Source organism: Flavobacterium psychrotolerans (genome assembly GCF_003097635.1).
Classification (GTDB): Bacteria; Bacteroidota; Bacteroidia; order Flavobacteriales; family Flavobacteriaceae; genus Flavobacterium; species Flavobacterium psychrotolerans.
In genome coordinates this window covers 95,804-112,270 of the sequence record NZ_QCZI01000011.1, presented here as the reverse complement: position 1 = coordinate 112,270, position 16,467 = coordinate 95,804, and the positions used below count along the sequence as shown (strand labels likewise).

The 16,467-nt window shown below is 35.6% G+C and carries 13 protein-coding genes and 1 pseudogene; 4 read left to right on the top strand and 10 right to left on the bottom strand.

The features are described from left to right. Window positions 1–46 precede the first annotated feature (46 nt). From DB895_RS09880 to DB895_RS09845, 8 genes are all read right to left on the bottom strand, one after another. A complete protein-coding gene (locus tag DB895_RS09880; protein WP_116725200.1) occupies window positions 47–757 on the bottom strand; it encodes an MlaD family protein in 711 nt (236 codons plus the stop codon). A 1-nt stretch (window position 758) separates the two neighbouring features. Further along, on the bottom strand, window positions 759–1,541 hold the full coding sequence (locus tag DB895_RS09875) for an ABC transporter ATP-binding protein (RefSeq protein ID WP_116725199.1): 783 nt from the start codon (window positions 1,539–1,541) through the stop codon (window positions 759–761). Continuing rightward, window positions 1,538–2,374, bottom strand: coding sequence for an MlaE family ABC transporter permease (locus tag DB895_RS09870; RefSeq protein ID WP_116725198.1), 837 nt, complete (start codon window positions 2,372–2,374; stop codon window positions 1,538–1,540). The genes DB895_RS09875 and DB895_RS09870 overlap by 4 nt, the downstream gene beginning before the upstream one ends. A 24-nt stretch (window positions 2,375–2,398) precedes the next feature. Beyond that, on the bottom strand, window positions 2,399–3,604 hold the full coding sequence (locus DB895_RS09865; protein WP_116725197.1) for an AI-2E family transporter: 1,206 nt from the start codon (window positions 3,602–3,604) through the stop codon (window positions 2,399–2,401). A gap of 150 nt (window positions 3,605–3,754) precedes the next feature. Next, entirely contained in the window at window positions 3,755–4,342 is a 588-nt protein-coding gene (locus tag DB895_RS09860; protein WP_116725196.1) for a Maf-like protein, read from the bottom strand. Between the two features lie 76 nt (window positions 4,343–4,418). Continuing rightward, entirely contained in the window at window positions 4,419–5,342 is a 924-nt protein-coding gene (locus tag DB895_RS09855) for a geranylgeranylglycerol-phosphate geranylgeranyltransferase (RefSeq protein WP_116725195.1), read from the bottom strand. Between the two features lie 49 nt (window positions 5,343–5,391). Then, window positions 5,392–5,919 carry a KdsC family phosphatase gene (locus DB895_RS09850; RefSeq protein ID WP_116725194.1) on the bottom strand — a complete coding sequence of 176 codons (528 nt, stop codon included), beginning with the start codon at window positions 5,917–5,919 and terminating at the stop codon, window positions 5,392–5,394. Continuing rightward, the gene (locus tag DB895_RS09845; protein WP_116725193.1) at window positions 5,903–6,676 is read right to left on the bottom strand and encodes a Rossmann-like and DUF2520 domain-containing protein; all 774 of its coding nucleotides are present in this window, start codon (window positions 6,674–6,676) and stop codon (window positions 5,903–5,905) included. Before DB895_RS09845 ends, DB895_RS09850 begins: the two co-directional genes overlap by 17 nt. Window positions 6,677–6,885: 209 nt before the next feature. Between DB895_RS09845 and ccsA the strand changes: the two genes are divergently transcribed. Beyond that, window positions 6,886–10,023, top strand: coding sequence for a cytochrome c biogenesis protein CcsA (gene ccsA, locus DB895_RS09840; RefSeq protein WP_116725192.1), 3,138 nt, complete (start codon window positions 6,886–6,888; stop codon window positions 10,021–10,023). Between the two features lie 72 nt (window positions 10,024–10,095). Here the strand turns inward: ccsA and DB895_RS09835 are convergent, their stop codons facing one another. Both DB895_RS09835 and DB895_RS09830 read right to left on the bottom strand, forming a co-directional pair. Next, window positions 10,096–10,881, bottom strand: coding sequence for an anti-sigma factor (locus DB895_RS09835; RefSeq protein ID WP_116725191.1), 786 nt, complete (start codon window positions 10,879–10,881; stop codon window positions 10,096–10,098). Then, window positions 10,881–11,411 carry an RNA polymerase sigma factor gene (locus DB895_RS09830; RefSeq protein ID WP_116725190.1) on the bottom strand — a complete coding sequence of 177 codons (531 nt, stop codon included), beginning with the start codon at window positions 11,409–11,411 and terminating at the stop codon, window positions 10,881–10,883. The genes DB895_RS09835 and DB895_RS09830 overlap by 1 nt, the downstream gene beginning before the upstream one ends. A gap of 234 nt (window positions 11,412–11,645) precedes the next feature. Here DB895_RS09830 and DB895_RS14525 point away from each other — a divergent pair. From DB895_RS14525 to DB895_RS09810, 3 genes and pseudogenes are all read left to right on the top strand, one after another. Next, a pseudogene (locus tag DB895_RS14525) lies at window positions 11,646–12,884 on the top strand (DUF4331 family protein). A gap of 76 nt (window positions 12,885–12,960) precedes the next feature. Further along, window positions 12,961–14,256: a tetratricopeptide repeat protein gene (locus tag DB895_RS09815; protein ID WP_133242665.1), complete on the top strand. Its 1,296-nt coding sequence runs from the start codon at window positions 12,961–12,963 to the stop codon at window positions 14,254–14,256. Further along, window positions 14,256–16,457: a TonB-dependent receptor gene (locus DB895_RS09810; protein ID WP_116725186.1), complete on the top strand. Its 2,202-nt coding sequence runs from the start codon at window positions 14,256–14,258 to the stop codon at window positions 16,455–16,457. Before DB895_RS09815 ends, DB895_RS09810 begins: the two co-directional genes overlap by 1 nt. The last annotated feature ends 10 nt before the right edge of the window (window positions 16,458–16,467 follow it).

Here is a 16,467-nt window from a genome sequence, read left to right as displayed (position 1 = left end):
ACTATAAATTTACGATTTAAGCAAGAACAGAATTCGATTTCAGAATTTATTTTTTGTTTTTTTGAGCCTCTTTCTCAGCTTCTTTTTCCTTTTCTTTCTTTTTAAAATACCCTCTAAAAAGGAAATTATGCTTGGCGGCTTCCATATTTTCATTCAAGCCTTTGCTGCTCTTTTTTAAGTTGTTAATGGTTTGGTCAATATTTTCAGCCATCTTTTTATCCTGAATCAATCTTCCTAATGTTCCTTCTCCTTTATTAATTTTAGCTACAATCGATACAATTTCATCGGTTGCAATTGCGGCATTGTTGGCGGTAATCTGTAGACTTTTCATGATAGCATCCGTTTCTATTGGCTCTGTCGAATCGATTTTCTGATTGTCTGTTACAGTCGCTGATGCTAGGTTTCCTTGTGAGATTATCACCATCTTGTCTCCTATGATTCCTTCAGAACCAATTCCGGCCTCGCTATCGGATTTTATAAATTGTTGTACCTCTTTTTTGATGAGCATAGACACTTTTACAGTTGAATCATTTATTATTCGGATGTTGTCAACCGTTCCAATATTAATACCCGAAAAGCGTACGGCATTACCAACTTGTAGTCCGCTTATATTATGAAAATTGGCTCTCAGTTTAAAAACAGGATTGAAAAGGTTTTTTTGTTTTCCAATGATGAAAATTCCTAAAACAAATAAACCAATTCCTATTATAATGAATAATCCGAGACGAAATTTAAATTGTGGGGTATGTGTTTCCATATTATATGTTTTTTGTGGTTTTACTATTTTGATTTTTAAAAAAGGAGTGTATCAACTCGTCGGATGAATTTTCGAAATCATGAAGATTTCCCTCTTTGTATATTAGCCCTTCTTTAAGCATCACGATTCTGTTAGCCACCGTTCTGACACATTCAATATCGTGCGTGATGATGATGGATGACGTTTTGTATTTTTTTTGTATTTCATTAATAAGCATACTAATTTCATGCGAAGTAATAGGATCTAAACCGGTTGTGGGTTCGTCATAAAGCATGATTGATGGATCAACAATTATGGTTCTGGCCAAGCTAATTCTCTTTCTCATTCCGCCTGAAAGTTCTGAGGGTATTTTATTTATTGCATCCGGCAAACCCACATTTTCCAATACTTCCTTTACCTTGTCGTCAATTTCTTTTTCAGATAAATCGGCTCTAATCCTGCGCAGCGGAAATTCCAGATTTTGTCTTACAGTCATGGAGTCATACAAAGCGCCTCCTTGAAATAGAAACCCAATTTTTTTTCGGAGTTCGTGTATTTGGTGTTTTTTAAGGCTGTTGACCTCTTCTCCCAGGACATTTATTTTCCCGGAATTTGAATCCAATAAGCGCACAATACATTTTATTAACACCGATTTTCCAGTGCCGGATTTCCCTAGTACCACTAGGTTTTCTCCTTTAAAGAGTTGCAAAGAAACATCCTTTAACACTTCAAGGGTTCCGAATTTTTTATTCAGGTTATCAATGTTTATAACGGTTTCACTATTTTTTTTGTCTGATTTTATCATAGCATATCTGTTATTTGAACCGCAATTAAATCTACAATAATCACGAGTAGGGAAGCCATCACCACCGATGAGTTCGCTGCAATTCCCACACTTTCAGTCCCTCTTCCGGCATTAAATCCCTTGTAACAGCCCACTAGTCCTATGACAGCTCCAAAAAAGAAGGATTTGATGATTGCAGGGATGTAATCTATAAATTCCACTTTTCCGAAAGCTTGAGCAATGAACAGCACAAAACTCACATCTCCCTTAATATTTGCTCCAATCCAACTTCCTAAAATCCCTAAAGCATCGGCATAAAGGATTAACAATGGAATCATTAGCGTGGTGGCTAAAACTCTGGGCACCACTAAAAATTTTATGGGATTGGTCGATGAAACTTCCATAGCATCAATTTGTTCGGTAACACGCATGGAACCTAATTCTGCTCCAATGCTAGAGCCAATTTTACCGGCACAAATTAATGCGGTTATTACCGGTCCCATTTCTCTAATTAGAGATACGGCCACCATTCCGGGTAACATGGTTACAGCTCCAAATTTGATTAATATGGGCCGAGATTGAATTGTTAATACCAATCCAATCACAATTCCTGTGATAGATATTAATGCAAGTGATTTATTTCCTGTCAAAAAACATTGTTTAAGAAATTCCTTAAATTCAAATCCTCTCCTGAAAGTATTTTTTATGATATCAACGATAAATATTACAACATCGGCAACATTATTAAAAAAGACGGTGAGTTTATTCTTTTTTTGAATAGTTTGATCACTCAAGTCAATGGTTTTGTTTCGTGCATATTCTTTTAACGTCTTTATTGGTACTGTTTTTTCCATTTTTATAGCCTGTTAATTAAATTACTAGTTGCCTGTAAAGGAATCTGTCTCTGCTTTGCTACTCTGGGTTTCCGTAAAAACAGGTGTTGGAATATTTGCTGTCACGGTTGTGGAATGACTTGAATTTTCGAAATCATAAAGCGGGAATTTTATTTTATGCCATTTATAGGTTTTGGGTAAATCATCACCCATCAGATATCCCCATGGCTCTAACCCATTTATTCTGTCAAAGATGACTTTAAGGACAGCAATTATCGGAATTGCCAAAAACATCCCCGATATCCCTGCAATTGATCCGCCAATGATAATTCCAACAATAGAAACAAAAGCATTTATTTCGACTTTTGAATTCACAATTAACGGGACAAGAACATTGTTGTCTATGAGTTGTACCACTACATTTACTACAATAACCCCAATAATTATGGAAAGATCCGGAGTGCCGCTCAATGAGGCAACTATGGTCAGAAATCCCGCAAAAAGTATCCCGATGTACGGAATCAAATTCAGAATTCCAGTGATAATCCCTAATAAAATAGCATACTGAACGCCTATAAACGTAAGCCCAATAGTGGTTAAAACGGAAACCGCAATCATTTCTATAATTAGGCCTATGATATAACTATTTACGGCAACTTTTATTTGGTATAAAATATCTTGTAGAACGTGTTGCTGTTTTTCTTTAAATAATTTGGACAGAAATAAAATGAAATGCGTTCTGTACAATAGGATAAGGAATGTATAAATTGGAATTAGCGTGAGGTTTAAAATCATATCCGTAAAGGAGACAATGGTACTTCCAATCATTGCTTTACCTGTTTGCATCGAATTGTCAGTGGCATCATTAAGGTATCTCCTTTGCTCACGGGTGCTTAAATTGAAATTTTCCTTTATGAATTGTTCAATATTAACGACGTGAATGTTGATGTTCCTTTCAATTTTATCAAAATCACTAGCGATGTCACTGATTTGAAACGAAATAAACATAAAAATCCCTACGATAAGGATAACAAATAATATTACGGAAACCATTACTGCAATAACGTGTGGAAAACGCAATTTGGTTTTAAAAAAAAGCGCAACGGGTCTTAATAATATGGCAAATAAAAAGGCCATCATGATAGGAGTCAATATGTCTTTACCAATATAAACAATAAAGGTAAGTCCAATTAAACTCAATAGCGTAAAGCAAAGTTTGACGTAAAAGGGCAATTTAGCGATGTCATTCATAAATGGATGTTGCCATTGAACTAGTATTAAATAATCTTAATAAATAGCTAAACATGCAACAAACAAATTTGCGGCTTAATCATTAATTATCTCTTATATCATTTCTGTTATAAGTTGCATAATTAACGGTTATTATAGGGTGAATTATTTTTAATTCTTAAAATCAGAAAGATATTGATATACTTTATCCACCGGTAAGCCCATGACATTAGGGTAGGAGCCTTCTATTTTGGCTACCCCTACAAAACCAATCCATTCCTGAATTCCATAACTTCCTGCTTTATCAAAGGGTTGGTAATGGTCCAGATAATATTTTATTTGGGAGTCGGTAAGCGGATGAAAAGTTACTTTGGTGGTTTCTGAAATCACTTCGGTTTTGTATTTGGTTTTAAAGCAAACGGATGTAATCACTTTATGGGTTTTGTTCGATAAGGATTGCAACATCAAAAAAGCATCCTCATAATCTTTAGGCTTGCCCAATGCCTTTTTTTCATGCCAAACAATGGTGTCACTAGTAATCAAGATCTCATTTTCCTGCAATTCCCCTTCAAAAGCATCTCCTTTTAAAACTGCCAAATAATCAGTAATATCTTCTTCAATGAGATTTGGCGGATAGATTTCCTCAATTTCTTTCAATCGAATTTCAAAATCTAAATCCAGATCTTTGAAAAACTGTTGCCTTCTTGGCGATCCCGAAGCAAGAATTATCTTGATGTTTTTCAATTTTTCTTTTAGCATGATGTTTTATATAAAGGAGTGTTTTTTTATGGAATATAGAATCCGGATGTTCCTTAATAGGATTTGAAATACTTTTTTAGTTGTGTTTCATATTGTAAGAAATTATGGCAATGGAAAGTATGCCAAAGAAAAGAATCCACTTCAGAACCAAACTCAAATGATGAAAGTCGCTTTGTTTCTTGGCCGACCCTATTTTAATTGTAAAATAGATGAGTGGAGCAAGAATAAAAATAAGTCCGTAAACGGTACTCAATAATAATCCGCCTCCAAAAACGTAAAAATTAAGGTAATAGACGATACAAATTATTGGAATAAAACTCAATATAAAAACCAGTTTAGTGGTTCTTGCCACTCCTAAAACAACGGGCAAAGTTCTCATTCCTTGGTTATGATCCCCGTTTACATCTTCCAAATCTTTCACGATTTCACGAATGAAATTGATAATAAATGTAAAAATGGCATAATCTAAGAGTATTCCAAAAATCAAACCCATTATTTCCTGATTTCCTTCGTAAGTAGCTGGATACAAATCAAAAAGACCAATGATTATGACGCTCATAGAAAGCAATACAGCAATAATAATATTACCAATAAGCAAACTTTGTTTTAAACTCGTCGCATAAAGATATAATGTTGCGGCAATAAGAATAAATAGGGATGCGAAGCTTGGTTTTTGAATGACATTCGATAAATAAAAGCCAATTGCAACACCAATAATGGTAAAACCCACATATAAATTATAAGCCAAAGTATCTGAAATGGTTTTGCCAATAATCACTTTTCCAGGATTGTTGTCAGTGTCAGTATCCACATCATAGATGTTGTTAATGATGTAGCCACCAGCAGCAATACAAACTGTTGATAAAACAAAAAGGACATACTGCCAATTGGCCAATGACAAATAAATATGCTGTTGTTTCAAAAATCCAAAACGGAAAATCAACTGCATGAAAGCTAGCATGAGTAGGTTTTGGTATCGAATGAGTTTTAGGTACTTCATGGGGTTCTAATTGGTAATTCGTTAAATTGTTTAATCGTATTTCTAAAATCTAATCGTGCTTGCCATTATAATACAAATGCCATTTTCCTTGCACTTTCATGACTTGCTCAATGACATCCCTAACTGCTCCTTTTCCACCGTTTTTATGGGAAATATACGTCGAAATTGCCTTTATTTCAGGGCTCGAATCTTGAGGGCAGGTTGGCAAACCCACCAATTGCATCACGTGGTAATCCGGAATATCATCGCCCATATACAACACGCTATCAGGATTTATACTATACAATTCAGTGTATTCTTTGAAGGTTTCCACTTTATTCGGAGCTGCCAAATGAATATCGATAATTCCCAAATTTCTCAAACGGATTCGAACCCCTTCATTACTTCCTCCAGAAATGATACACACATTGTAGCCACTTTCTAAAGCCGCTTTCATGGCATATCCATCACGGATATTCATGGTCCGCAACATTTCTCCGGTAGGTGTTATATGAACGGAACCGTCAGTGAGAACGCCATCTACGTCAAATATAAACGTGGTAATGTCATTCATTATTTCTTTATAGCTTTTTGCCATCAGTACGTATGGATTGTGTTAGTATTTCGTATATTTTTTTATGATTTTCATCCGATATGAATTCCAAATGGGCATTTATAGTTTCCAAATCTTGCCTTTTTGCCGGACCGGTTTGAGCTTCCTTTGGCGAAAGCGTCATCACTTTTTCGGCAGTTTCCTTAATCAATGGTTTCAGTATTTCAAATGGCACTTGATTTTCTTGGCAAATTTCCTGTCCTATTTGGTACAGATGATTCACAAAATTATTGACAAAAACCGCGGCAACATGTAAGGCTTTCCTTTGTTCAGAATTAATGGCGAATAGCTGGTTTGAAATCGTTTTGGCTACTTTTTCCAACAATTGAAAATCGGTGGCATTCTGGCTTTCCAAACAAATGGGAATCGAACTAAAATCTATGGGCTTATTTTTTGAAAAGGTTTGCAACGGATAAAATACGCCTTTTCGATTATCAGAATTCAATACATCTATAGCAATACTGCCAGATGTGTGCGCTACGAGACGATTTTTAAAAGGCAATTGGGAAGAAACGGTGGCAATGGCATCATCAGAAACCAATATTATGTATAAATCTACTTCTTTTAAAGCATCGAAATTATTGGTAATTTTATCCAAATCCAGTAAATGGGACACACTTTCTATTTGGCGGGAATATACCTGAACCAATTCTATTTCGGTACCAACATTTTGAGCTTTTAAGAAAGCGGCAATTAAATGCTGGGCAACATTTCCGGAACCAATAATACTTACTCTAATCATTCGGCTAAATTATTGAAAAAAGTTTAGTTTTCAGAAATTAATGTTTTTGAAAAAATAAAGAAATTTTTCGTAGGGCAAATTAATGTGTTAGTCCGTTTTTACAGCTATTTCACATTTCTTAAATTACACTTAAATCTTCTGGAAACAGCCAACCAATCAACAATTTTCGCTATTTTTGCCAGACTTTTTTAATCAAATATTCCTACATAATGGAAAAAAAAATATTCTCCCTTTTGTTCTCCACACGATTAATGGCATTCTTATTTTTGGGTTTTGCGATAGCAATGGCTTCAGGAACCTTTATTGAAAGTAAATACAATACCGATACCGCTAGAATTTGGATTTATAACTCTTGGTGGTTTGAAGGAATCATGTTGTTTTTCGTCATCAATTTCATTGGCAATATCAAAAGATATCAATTGTTAAAAAAAGAGAAATGGGCAACATTAATGCTCCATTTGTCCTTCATTTTTATCATATCTGGTGCTTTTATTACCCGTTACATCAGCTATGAAGGGATGATGCCCATCCGGGAAGGAGCTACCGAAAACCGTTTTTTTTCAGATAAAACATTTATTACTGTTAATGTTGACGGGCAATATCAAGGGGAATTGAAACGGCGCGTTTTTGAGAAACCTGTTTTGTTTTCGGCGGCAACCAGCAACAGTTTTTCTATAAATGATAAATTTGACAAAACCCCATTCGAAATAAAACTGAAAAGATTTATCATGGGCGCCAAAGAAACTATTGTAGAGGATAAAAATGGGAGTTTGTATTTCAAAATGGTCGAATCGGGTGGAGGAACCCGTCACGAACATTTCTTGAAAGAGGGCGAGACAGAAAACATCAACAACATTCTTTTTTCTTTAAATAAATATGTAAAAGGAGCAGTCAACATCAATACAACCCTAGGCGCTTATTCCATAAGTACTCCTTTTGAAGGAAGTTTCATGAGAATGGCAGACAAAATGCAAGGAAGAGTCATCAAAGATTCCTTACAACCGTTAATGATGCGTTCCCTTTATAATGTGGGCGGAATCCAATTTGTATTTCCGGAACCTGCTAAAAAAGGCACAATTGGCTATGAATCCAGTGATAATTTTAAAGCCAAGAATCAGGACGATGCTGTTATTCTTTCCTTAAAATCTAACGGACAAGAACGAGAAATAACCCTTGTTGGATCTAAAGGAAAAATGGGAGAACCTAAAATTGTCAAAATTGGAGGTTTAGAATTCACCTTGTTTTACGGAAGCAAGGTCTACACGTTGCCGTTTAGTATCAAGCTGAATGATTTTGTAGCCCAAAAATATCCGGGTACGGAAAAAAGCTTCTCTGCTTTTGAAAGTCAAGTTACCGTTCAGGACGCACCCAAAAATTTCGATACCAAAATATTTATGAATCATGTGTTGGATCACAAAGGGTTTCGCTTTTTTCAGGCTTCATTTGATCCGGATGAAAAAGGAACCGTACTTTCTGTAAACCACGATTTCTGGGGAACATGGATAACGTATATCGGGTATTTTATGTTGTTTTTCTCCATGATGTCTATTATGTTTACCAAACATTCCCGTTTTGCGGATATAAAAAGAAAGTTGGAAGTAGTGAAAACCAAAAAAGCCAATCTGGCAACTATTTTTATTTTATTATTTTCTTTGAGTGGTTTCGCACAAAATCATGAAGGTAAAATGCCTACAGAAAAGCAAATAGATTCTTTACTTAATGTTTATAAAGTAAGTGAAAAACATGCTGAAAAATTCGCACGATTAATCATTCAGGACAATGGAGGAAGAATGAAGCCCGTGAATACTTTTTCATCGGAATTGTTGCGAAAAGTGAGCCATAAAGATACCTATAAAAACATGAATGCAGATCAAGTGTTTTTGTCCATGACCCAATTCCCAACGGTTTGGTATGAAGTTCCGTTAATTTATATCAGTTCCGGTAATGACAGTATTCGAAAGATTATTGGAATTCCTGCAACTCAAAAGTATGCTAGATTTATTAATTTTTTCGACGAAACGGGTAATTATAAATTGTCTAAATATTTAGATGAAGCCTATAAAACGGCAAACCCCAACCAATTTGAAAAAGATTTTGTAGAAACGGACAAAAAAGTAAACCTTTTAAATTCGGCACTTTCGGGAAGTATTTTGAAAATATTCCCATTGCCTAATAACGAAAATAATAAATGGGTTTCCTATCCTGAGTTGGGTGAGGCAAAATTAAAAGGGATGGATTCGATATTTACCAGACAGATATTGCCTATTTATCTGAACTCACTTTCCAATGCCGCTTTAAAAAACAAATTTAAAGAGCCTGATTTTTATTTGGATGGCATCATTAAATACCAGAAAAAATATGGCTGTAAAGTGATGCCTAGCGAGGAAAAAATTTCGTCTGAGATTTTATACAACAAATATGATGTTTTCAAAAAACTATTCTATTTGTATATGGTGGCTGGTATTTTAATGATCTTTTTTACCATTATCAAAATTTTCAAGGAAGGTAAAATTATCAACTTCTTGGTCAACTCGATGCATGTTGTTATTGGGTTGCTATTTGCTATGCATACCTTAGGATTAATTGCCCGTTGGTATATTTCCGGTCATGCGCCTTGGAGTAATGCCTATGAATCGATTATATATGTGGCTTGGGCAACGATGTTCTTCGGGTTAGCTTTTGATATCAAATCGAAATTGACCGTTGGAGCTTCGGCATTCGTAACTGCAATCATCTTGATGGCTGCTTATATGAATTGGGTCGATCCACAAATTGCTAATCTCCAGCCCGTATTAAATTCCTATTGGTTAATGATTCACGTTGCCGTCATTGTTGCCAGTTACGGTCCATTTGCTTTAGGAATGATTTTAGGTTTGGTTTCGCTCATTCTTATTCTTTTTACGAACGATAAAAATAAGGTCAAAATGGAATTGAACATTCAGGAGATTACCTATATCAATGAAATGGCACTGACAATTGGACTGATCATGCTTACCATAGGGAATTTCCTTGGCGGACAATGGGCAAATGAAAGTTGGGGACGCTATTGGGGATGGGACCCAAAAGAAACTTGGGCTTTAATCAGTATTATGGTGTATGCTTTTGTGATTCACGCGCGTTTTGTCCCTTCATTGAGAGGTAAGTGGGTTTTTAATTTGATGAGTATGTATGCTTTTATTTCTATTTTATTTACCTATTATGGAGTAAATTTCCACTTGGTCGGTTTGCATTCTTACGCCAGCGGAGAAGCCAGTTCTTTGAGTTGGATTTGGATGTCATTGTTAGCCATAACCGTAATAGGAGCGATAACCTATCCAAAATACAGAAAATATTATAAGAAGAAGTAATTTTCTAATTGCTCCATATTAAAAAGGTTCAACTTTGCAGTTGAACCTTTTGTATTTTTATAAAATTTGGTTTTACACTTTTCCCAAAGTATACAATTGTTCCATTGTAGGCGATTTGCTTCCTCCAGATGGTTCAAGGGTAATTCCAAAAGCTTCGGCGTTATTGGCTTTTTCAACAGCAAATAATCGTTGATTGTCAGCAGTGAAATTTTCTAATAAACCAATACTTGTTGGGGTAAGCGGATTTAATTTTAATGCCCAAATCTGATAGACCATTCCTTCCGGTGGGTCTGGCAATCCCGCAGCATCGACATAAACAACTTGTGTTTCTTTGTTATAATAGATTTTAGCATACGATTTTGGAGAAACCGTTTGACCACCTAAATTAACAATGGTATTTTTTACATCCCGCACAATAGTTAAGGCATCCTGAGTCTGTTTGTAATTTATTTCAGAACTTACTAAGGCTTCCTGCAATTTTGATTTTTCATTTTCAATACTTACTATTTGAGATTGATTTTGATTCAATATTTTGTATTGATATCCTATACCTAAAAGTAAAATGACTGCCGCAGCCCAACCCATATATTGCAATGGACTTCTTTCTGGTTTTATAGAAATAATGTTATTGTGTTTTAGCTCTAATTGCGCTTTGATTTTTTCGAAATTTTCAGCCGATAAAAATGGGGAGAAACTAGTCGAAAGATTGACGATTGCCTTTTCAATAGAAACAATCTCGTCATTTATCTCTTTATGTTTCATGGCCATTTGGGTCACTTCTTCGTTTTCGGTTTCACTGAGTAAACCATAAACGTAGAGTTCCAAAATGCCAGATTCTATATATTCTTTTGTGTCCATTATACTCTTAAAAAATTTCTTAGATCATTAATACAATTTCTGTTTTGTGTTTTTACCGTTCCAAGTGGAATTTCCAATTCCTCCGAAGCTTCCTGTTGTGTGTATCCTTTAAAAAATAACAAATCAATTATCTGGATGCACTTTGGTTTTAGTTTTTTTACAAATTCCTGAATGCCAATAGAGTCAATCTTATGGTTCAGTTTGTTACTGTCGTCCATTAGATATACGAAATTATCGGAGGAAAGGTTTTTTTTGCCATTGTTAAACCCTTTTGAACGGAGTTTATCGATTGCCGAATTCCTCGCTATATTGAGCATCCAGGTATAAAACCGTCCTTTTGATTCCGAGAAACTATCTATGTTTTTCCAGATTTTTACAAAAACTTCCTGTAAAATATCTTCGGCTTCCTCTCTTTCTTTTACTAAGTTGGATATGATAGCAAAAAGGCTCTTAGCATACATATCATATAATAGGGTATATGCTTTTTCGTCTTTTTGGTGTATTAAAGATAATATTTCCTCTTGTGTCATAGAAATGGTAGAATTAGTGATGCAAAACTATGTAAACTTTTCTGTTATGCTAGCTGAAACGCTATATATTTTATGATGACTCATTTTAATTCAAAAATAAAATAGTTTTTTTTAACATCTAAAATGCAGTAATACAGTTATTTGAAAATTTTTTTATGTTTTTTATGTTTTTTTTAAAACCATAATTCCTTTTTTTCCGTAAATCCATTTATAAATCTTAAAAATTTAAACAAAATGAAAAAAACAAAAATGGTATTAGGGCTAACGCTGGTTGCGATTTCGGGTCTAATTTTAGTTGCTGCAGATCATGCCGATGCTCCAGCAGTAACAGGTAATGCTTGTGACATTACAGATGTCTATGCTTTTCAAGGACAAGATGCCAATAATATGGTATTTGTAGTCAACACGCAGGGATTGTTAACGCCAAGTGCAACTGCGGTGGCGGCCTTCAATGAAAATGTGATGACAGAAATCAACATTGACAATAACGGCGACAATGTTGAGGATTTGGTTATCCAAGCTGTTAAAAGAAGTGGCAAAATGTATTTCTTCGGTCCCGTTGCACCGGGTATGACAGGAACATCCAGCACAATAAAAACGGCTGCTGCTACCGGAAGTGTGGTCATCACTCCATACGGAAGTGCGCCTGTTGTGAGCAATGAAAACGGAATGAAATTTTTTGCAGGTCCAAGAGACGATCCCTTCTTTTTTGATTTAGGTCAATTCAAATCTATTTTGATGGGAACAGCTAGTGGTTTTAACAATCCAGGGACCGACACCTTTGCCGGAACCAATGTACTTTCTACGATTATTGAGGTACCAAAATCAATGTTAGGAACCTCTGCTACTATAAATGTTTGGGCAGAAACTAAGAAAAAACAATAATTAAAATTTTATTAATTGGAAAAATCCATACACATGAAAACAAATAAATTTAAAATAGTAGCATTAGCTTTAGTTTGTACTTCAGCATTAATGACAAGTTGCAGCAACGATGACAATTCATCAACACAACCTATGGGGAATGATTTCTCAGGCACATACGTGCAACTGGATCAAATGGCCCGACCGGCAATAAACACTGTATTTATCGCATCCGGCGCTCCAAAAGACGCTTTTAATGCGGCAATTCCATCAGCAATGGGCGCTTCTTATCAATCCATTTTTCAATCCAGATTAATGGCTTTAAATCCAGCGTTTACAACTAATGCGTTGGGGCAAACTGCTGCGCAACTAACGGGTTTATTGGCAACAGATGTATTAAATGTTAAAAAAACAGGGACCACAACATTTTTTGACGGAACTAATGTATTAACAGGTAGGGCTTTGGCCGATGACGTTATTGATGTTGAATTGTTATTGATTTTTGGTGGGCCAGCAGGAACATCAAATTCAGGTTTGACATCCGACCATGTCAATGCAAATGACAAACCTTTTTTGACCTCATTCCCTTACTTGGCTTCTGCCTGGTAAAAACATTAATCAGGGCGCATGTAACTTTACGCCCTGATTTTAAACAACAATCAAATAAACAAAAACAAACAACAGCATGAAATCAATAATAACAAATTCAGTTTTAGCGTTTACTGCATTTCTAATGTTAAGTTGCAATGGGAAATCAGGATTAATTATTGCGCAAAAAGATTACAATCCGTATTTGGAAATTAAGGACAATAAATCGAAAGATTTCGCACAAAATGAAATCTATTTTTGGCAAAAAAAATACGATGCCGCACCCAACCAAATTAGTTATTTGAGTCTATTGGCGTCCAATTATTCCAAACTTTTTGAAAATACCGGAGACGTTAAATATTTGTATAAAACAGAGGAATTGTTATTGAAATCTAATGAAGCCTATAAGTATTCCAACGTTGGAACTATTCGTTCCCTAGCCAGAAATTACATTTCGCAACACCGTTTTAGAGAAGCATTGGCGTTAGCAAACAAAGCCTTGTCGATTGGTGAAGGCATGAAGGAAACTCAAAAATTACTTTTTGATGTCAACATGGAATTAGGAAATTATAAAGAAGCCGAGCAAAATTTGACCTTTATAAATGACAAAACCGATTTTGATTATTTGATTCGTATTTCAAAATGGAACGATCATTTGGGCGATTTAAAAACGGCGATTTCATTTATGGAAAAAGCGAAAGACATTGCCATTGCAAATGAAAACAAATCCTTGAAAATATGGACTTATTCTAACTTGGGCGATTTGAACGGACATGCCGGAAATATTGAGACTTCTTACCATTACTATTTGAAAACCTTAGCCGTTGAACCCAATAATAGTTATGCCCTTAAAGGAATTGCCTGGATTGCGTTTTCGTATGAAAAAGATACCAAGGAGGCCATTCGGATCATTGATACCATTTCAAAAAGGCACCATACTCCCGATTTTTATTTATTTAAAGCACAGATTGCCGATTATCAAAAGAATACGGCATTGAAAAATGAAAATTTGAAACACTATTTTGCGATGCTTAACACCATAAATTATGGCGCAATGTATAACAAATACAATACGTTGATTTATGCGGAAGATAAAAAGACAGCCTCTAAAGCTTTGGCAATTGCCATGATAGAAATCCAACACAGACCCACACCAGATTCTTATGACCTATTGGCATGGGCCTACTATAATATGGGTGATACTAAAAAAGCATTAGCCATTGCACAACACTATGTGGCAGGAAAATCATTTGAACCTAAAATAAACTATCACTTGGCGACTATTTATAAAGCAAATCATTTGAAAGCTAAAATTGCTCCAATCAAAGAGGAATTGCTGAAAAGCATTTTTGAATTAGGACCCAATTTTGAGAATAAAATTGTTATTCTGTAATGAAGACACTATCCCTTTTATTTTGTTCACTATTTGTTTTGTCCAGTTACAGCCAAGTGCAAAGAGGGTTTGTAAAAGACGCAAATGGAAGTCCCATTGAAAATGCGTATGTCATTAACCTAAATTCCCAAAGCCATGCCCATACCAATGAATTTGGAAGTTTTAGTATGGACAAAACAAACAAAGGCGATATGCTTACAATTACAGCTTTAGGATATAAAAAAACAAATGTTACGCTTCAGTCCAATGATTTCACAATCATTTTGGAGGATGCTATTTATAACCTGGAACAAGTGGTTATTCAGTCTAAATTGAATGCGATGAATCTCATTTCAAAAATAGATTTGCAAACAACCCCGGTGAATTCTTCGCAGGAAATTTTACGGAAAGTACCGGGCCTATTCATTGGCCAACATGCAGGTGGGGGCAAGGCAGAGCAACTTTTTTTGCGCGGTTTTGATATCGATCACGGAACGGACATTGCGATTGCGGTAGACGGAATTCCCGTAAATATGGTTTCTCACGCCCACGGTCAGGGCTATGCCGATTTGCATTTTGTAATTCCTGAAACGGTCGAAAAAATAGATTTTGGAAAAGGAACCTATTATGCCAACAAAGGGGATTTTGCCACTGCCGGGTATGTCGCTTTTCAAACCAAAGAAAGGGTAGAAAATAGCAGCCTTAGCCTGGAAGCGGGACAATTTAATACTTTAAGGACGGTTGGAATTTTCAATCTTTTGGATAAAAATAAAACTCAAAACGCCTATTTGGCAACCGAATATATTTTGACGGACGGTCCATTTGATTCCCCACAAGATTTTTCAAGAATCAATTTGTTTGGGAAATACACGAGTATAATGGCCGATAACAGCAAACTATCAGTATTAGTTTCTCGTTTTTCAAGCAAATGGAATGCTTCGGGACAAATTCCGCAACGTTTAATAGCTAATGGAACCCTTTCCAGGTTTGGTGCCGTAGACGATACTGAGGGAGGCAACACTTCCAGAACGAATATTAATGTTGCTTTATCCAAGCCCATTAATGAAAATACGGTTTTGAAAGCCAATGTTTTCTATTCTAAATATGATTTTGAGTTGTATTCCAATTTTACATTCTTTTTGGAAGACCCCATACACGGCGATCAAATTCGGCAGAAAGAGAATCGGGATGTGTATGGTTTTAATTCCGAGTTGCGTAAAAAGTATGCGAATTCGGATTTCCAATTCGGATGTGGATTCAGAGCCGATGCCACTAAAAATACGGAGTTGTCCCATACCCTTGGCCGATACACCACATTGGAGAACCTGAAATTGGGAGATATTGATGAAACCAACCTTTTTTCGTTTGTAAATGCAGAATTTGATTTTGGAAAACTAAAAATCAATCCAGCCCTTCGATTGGATTATTTCAAGTTCGACTATCAGGATAAATTAATGCCCAAATACACGACGCAAAACGAAAACAAAGTGAAATTTTCGCCAAAACTGAACTTCATTTATTCTGAAAACAACAATTTGCAATGGTACTTAAAATCGGGCTTCGGCTTCCATTCCAATGATACTAGAGTTGTGGTAGCACAAACCGGAAAAGAAATTTTGCCAACAGCAATCGGTTCCGATTTGGGGACTATTTTCAAACCCTTTCCTAAACTAGTGATTAATGCCGCATTATGGTATTTGTATTTGCAGCAAGAGTTTGTGTATGTAGGCGATGCCGGAATTGTGGAGCCCAGCGGAAAATCAAAAAGAATGGGTTTTGATTTCGGATTGCGGTATCAGCTTACCAATTGGCTGTTTCTGGACACGGATTTAAACTACACCTATGCCAGAAGCAGTGATGCGCCAATGGGGCAGAATTTCATACCCTTAGCACCCGATTTTACATCAACGGGAGGATTGAGTGTCAATAAAATAAAAGGATTTTCGGGAGGAATTCATTATCGGTATTTAAAAAGTCGTCCCGCAAATGAAGACAATTCTATTGTGGCAAAAGGGTATTTGGTATCGGACATGAATGTGAATTATGAATACAACAATTTTGTGTTTGGAGTTGCAGCAGATAATATTTTCAATACAAAATGGAATGAAACCCAATTTGCAACGGAGTCCAGATTGCAAAATGAGACCAAAAGTGTTGAAGAAATTCATTTCACCCCAGGAACGCCATTTTTTTTGAAAGTAAAAATGGGATATAAATTTTAATTTGTTTGTT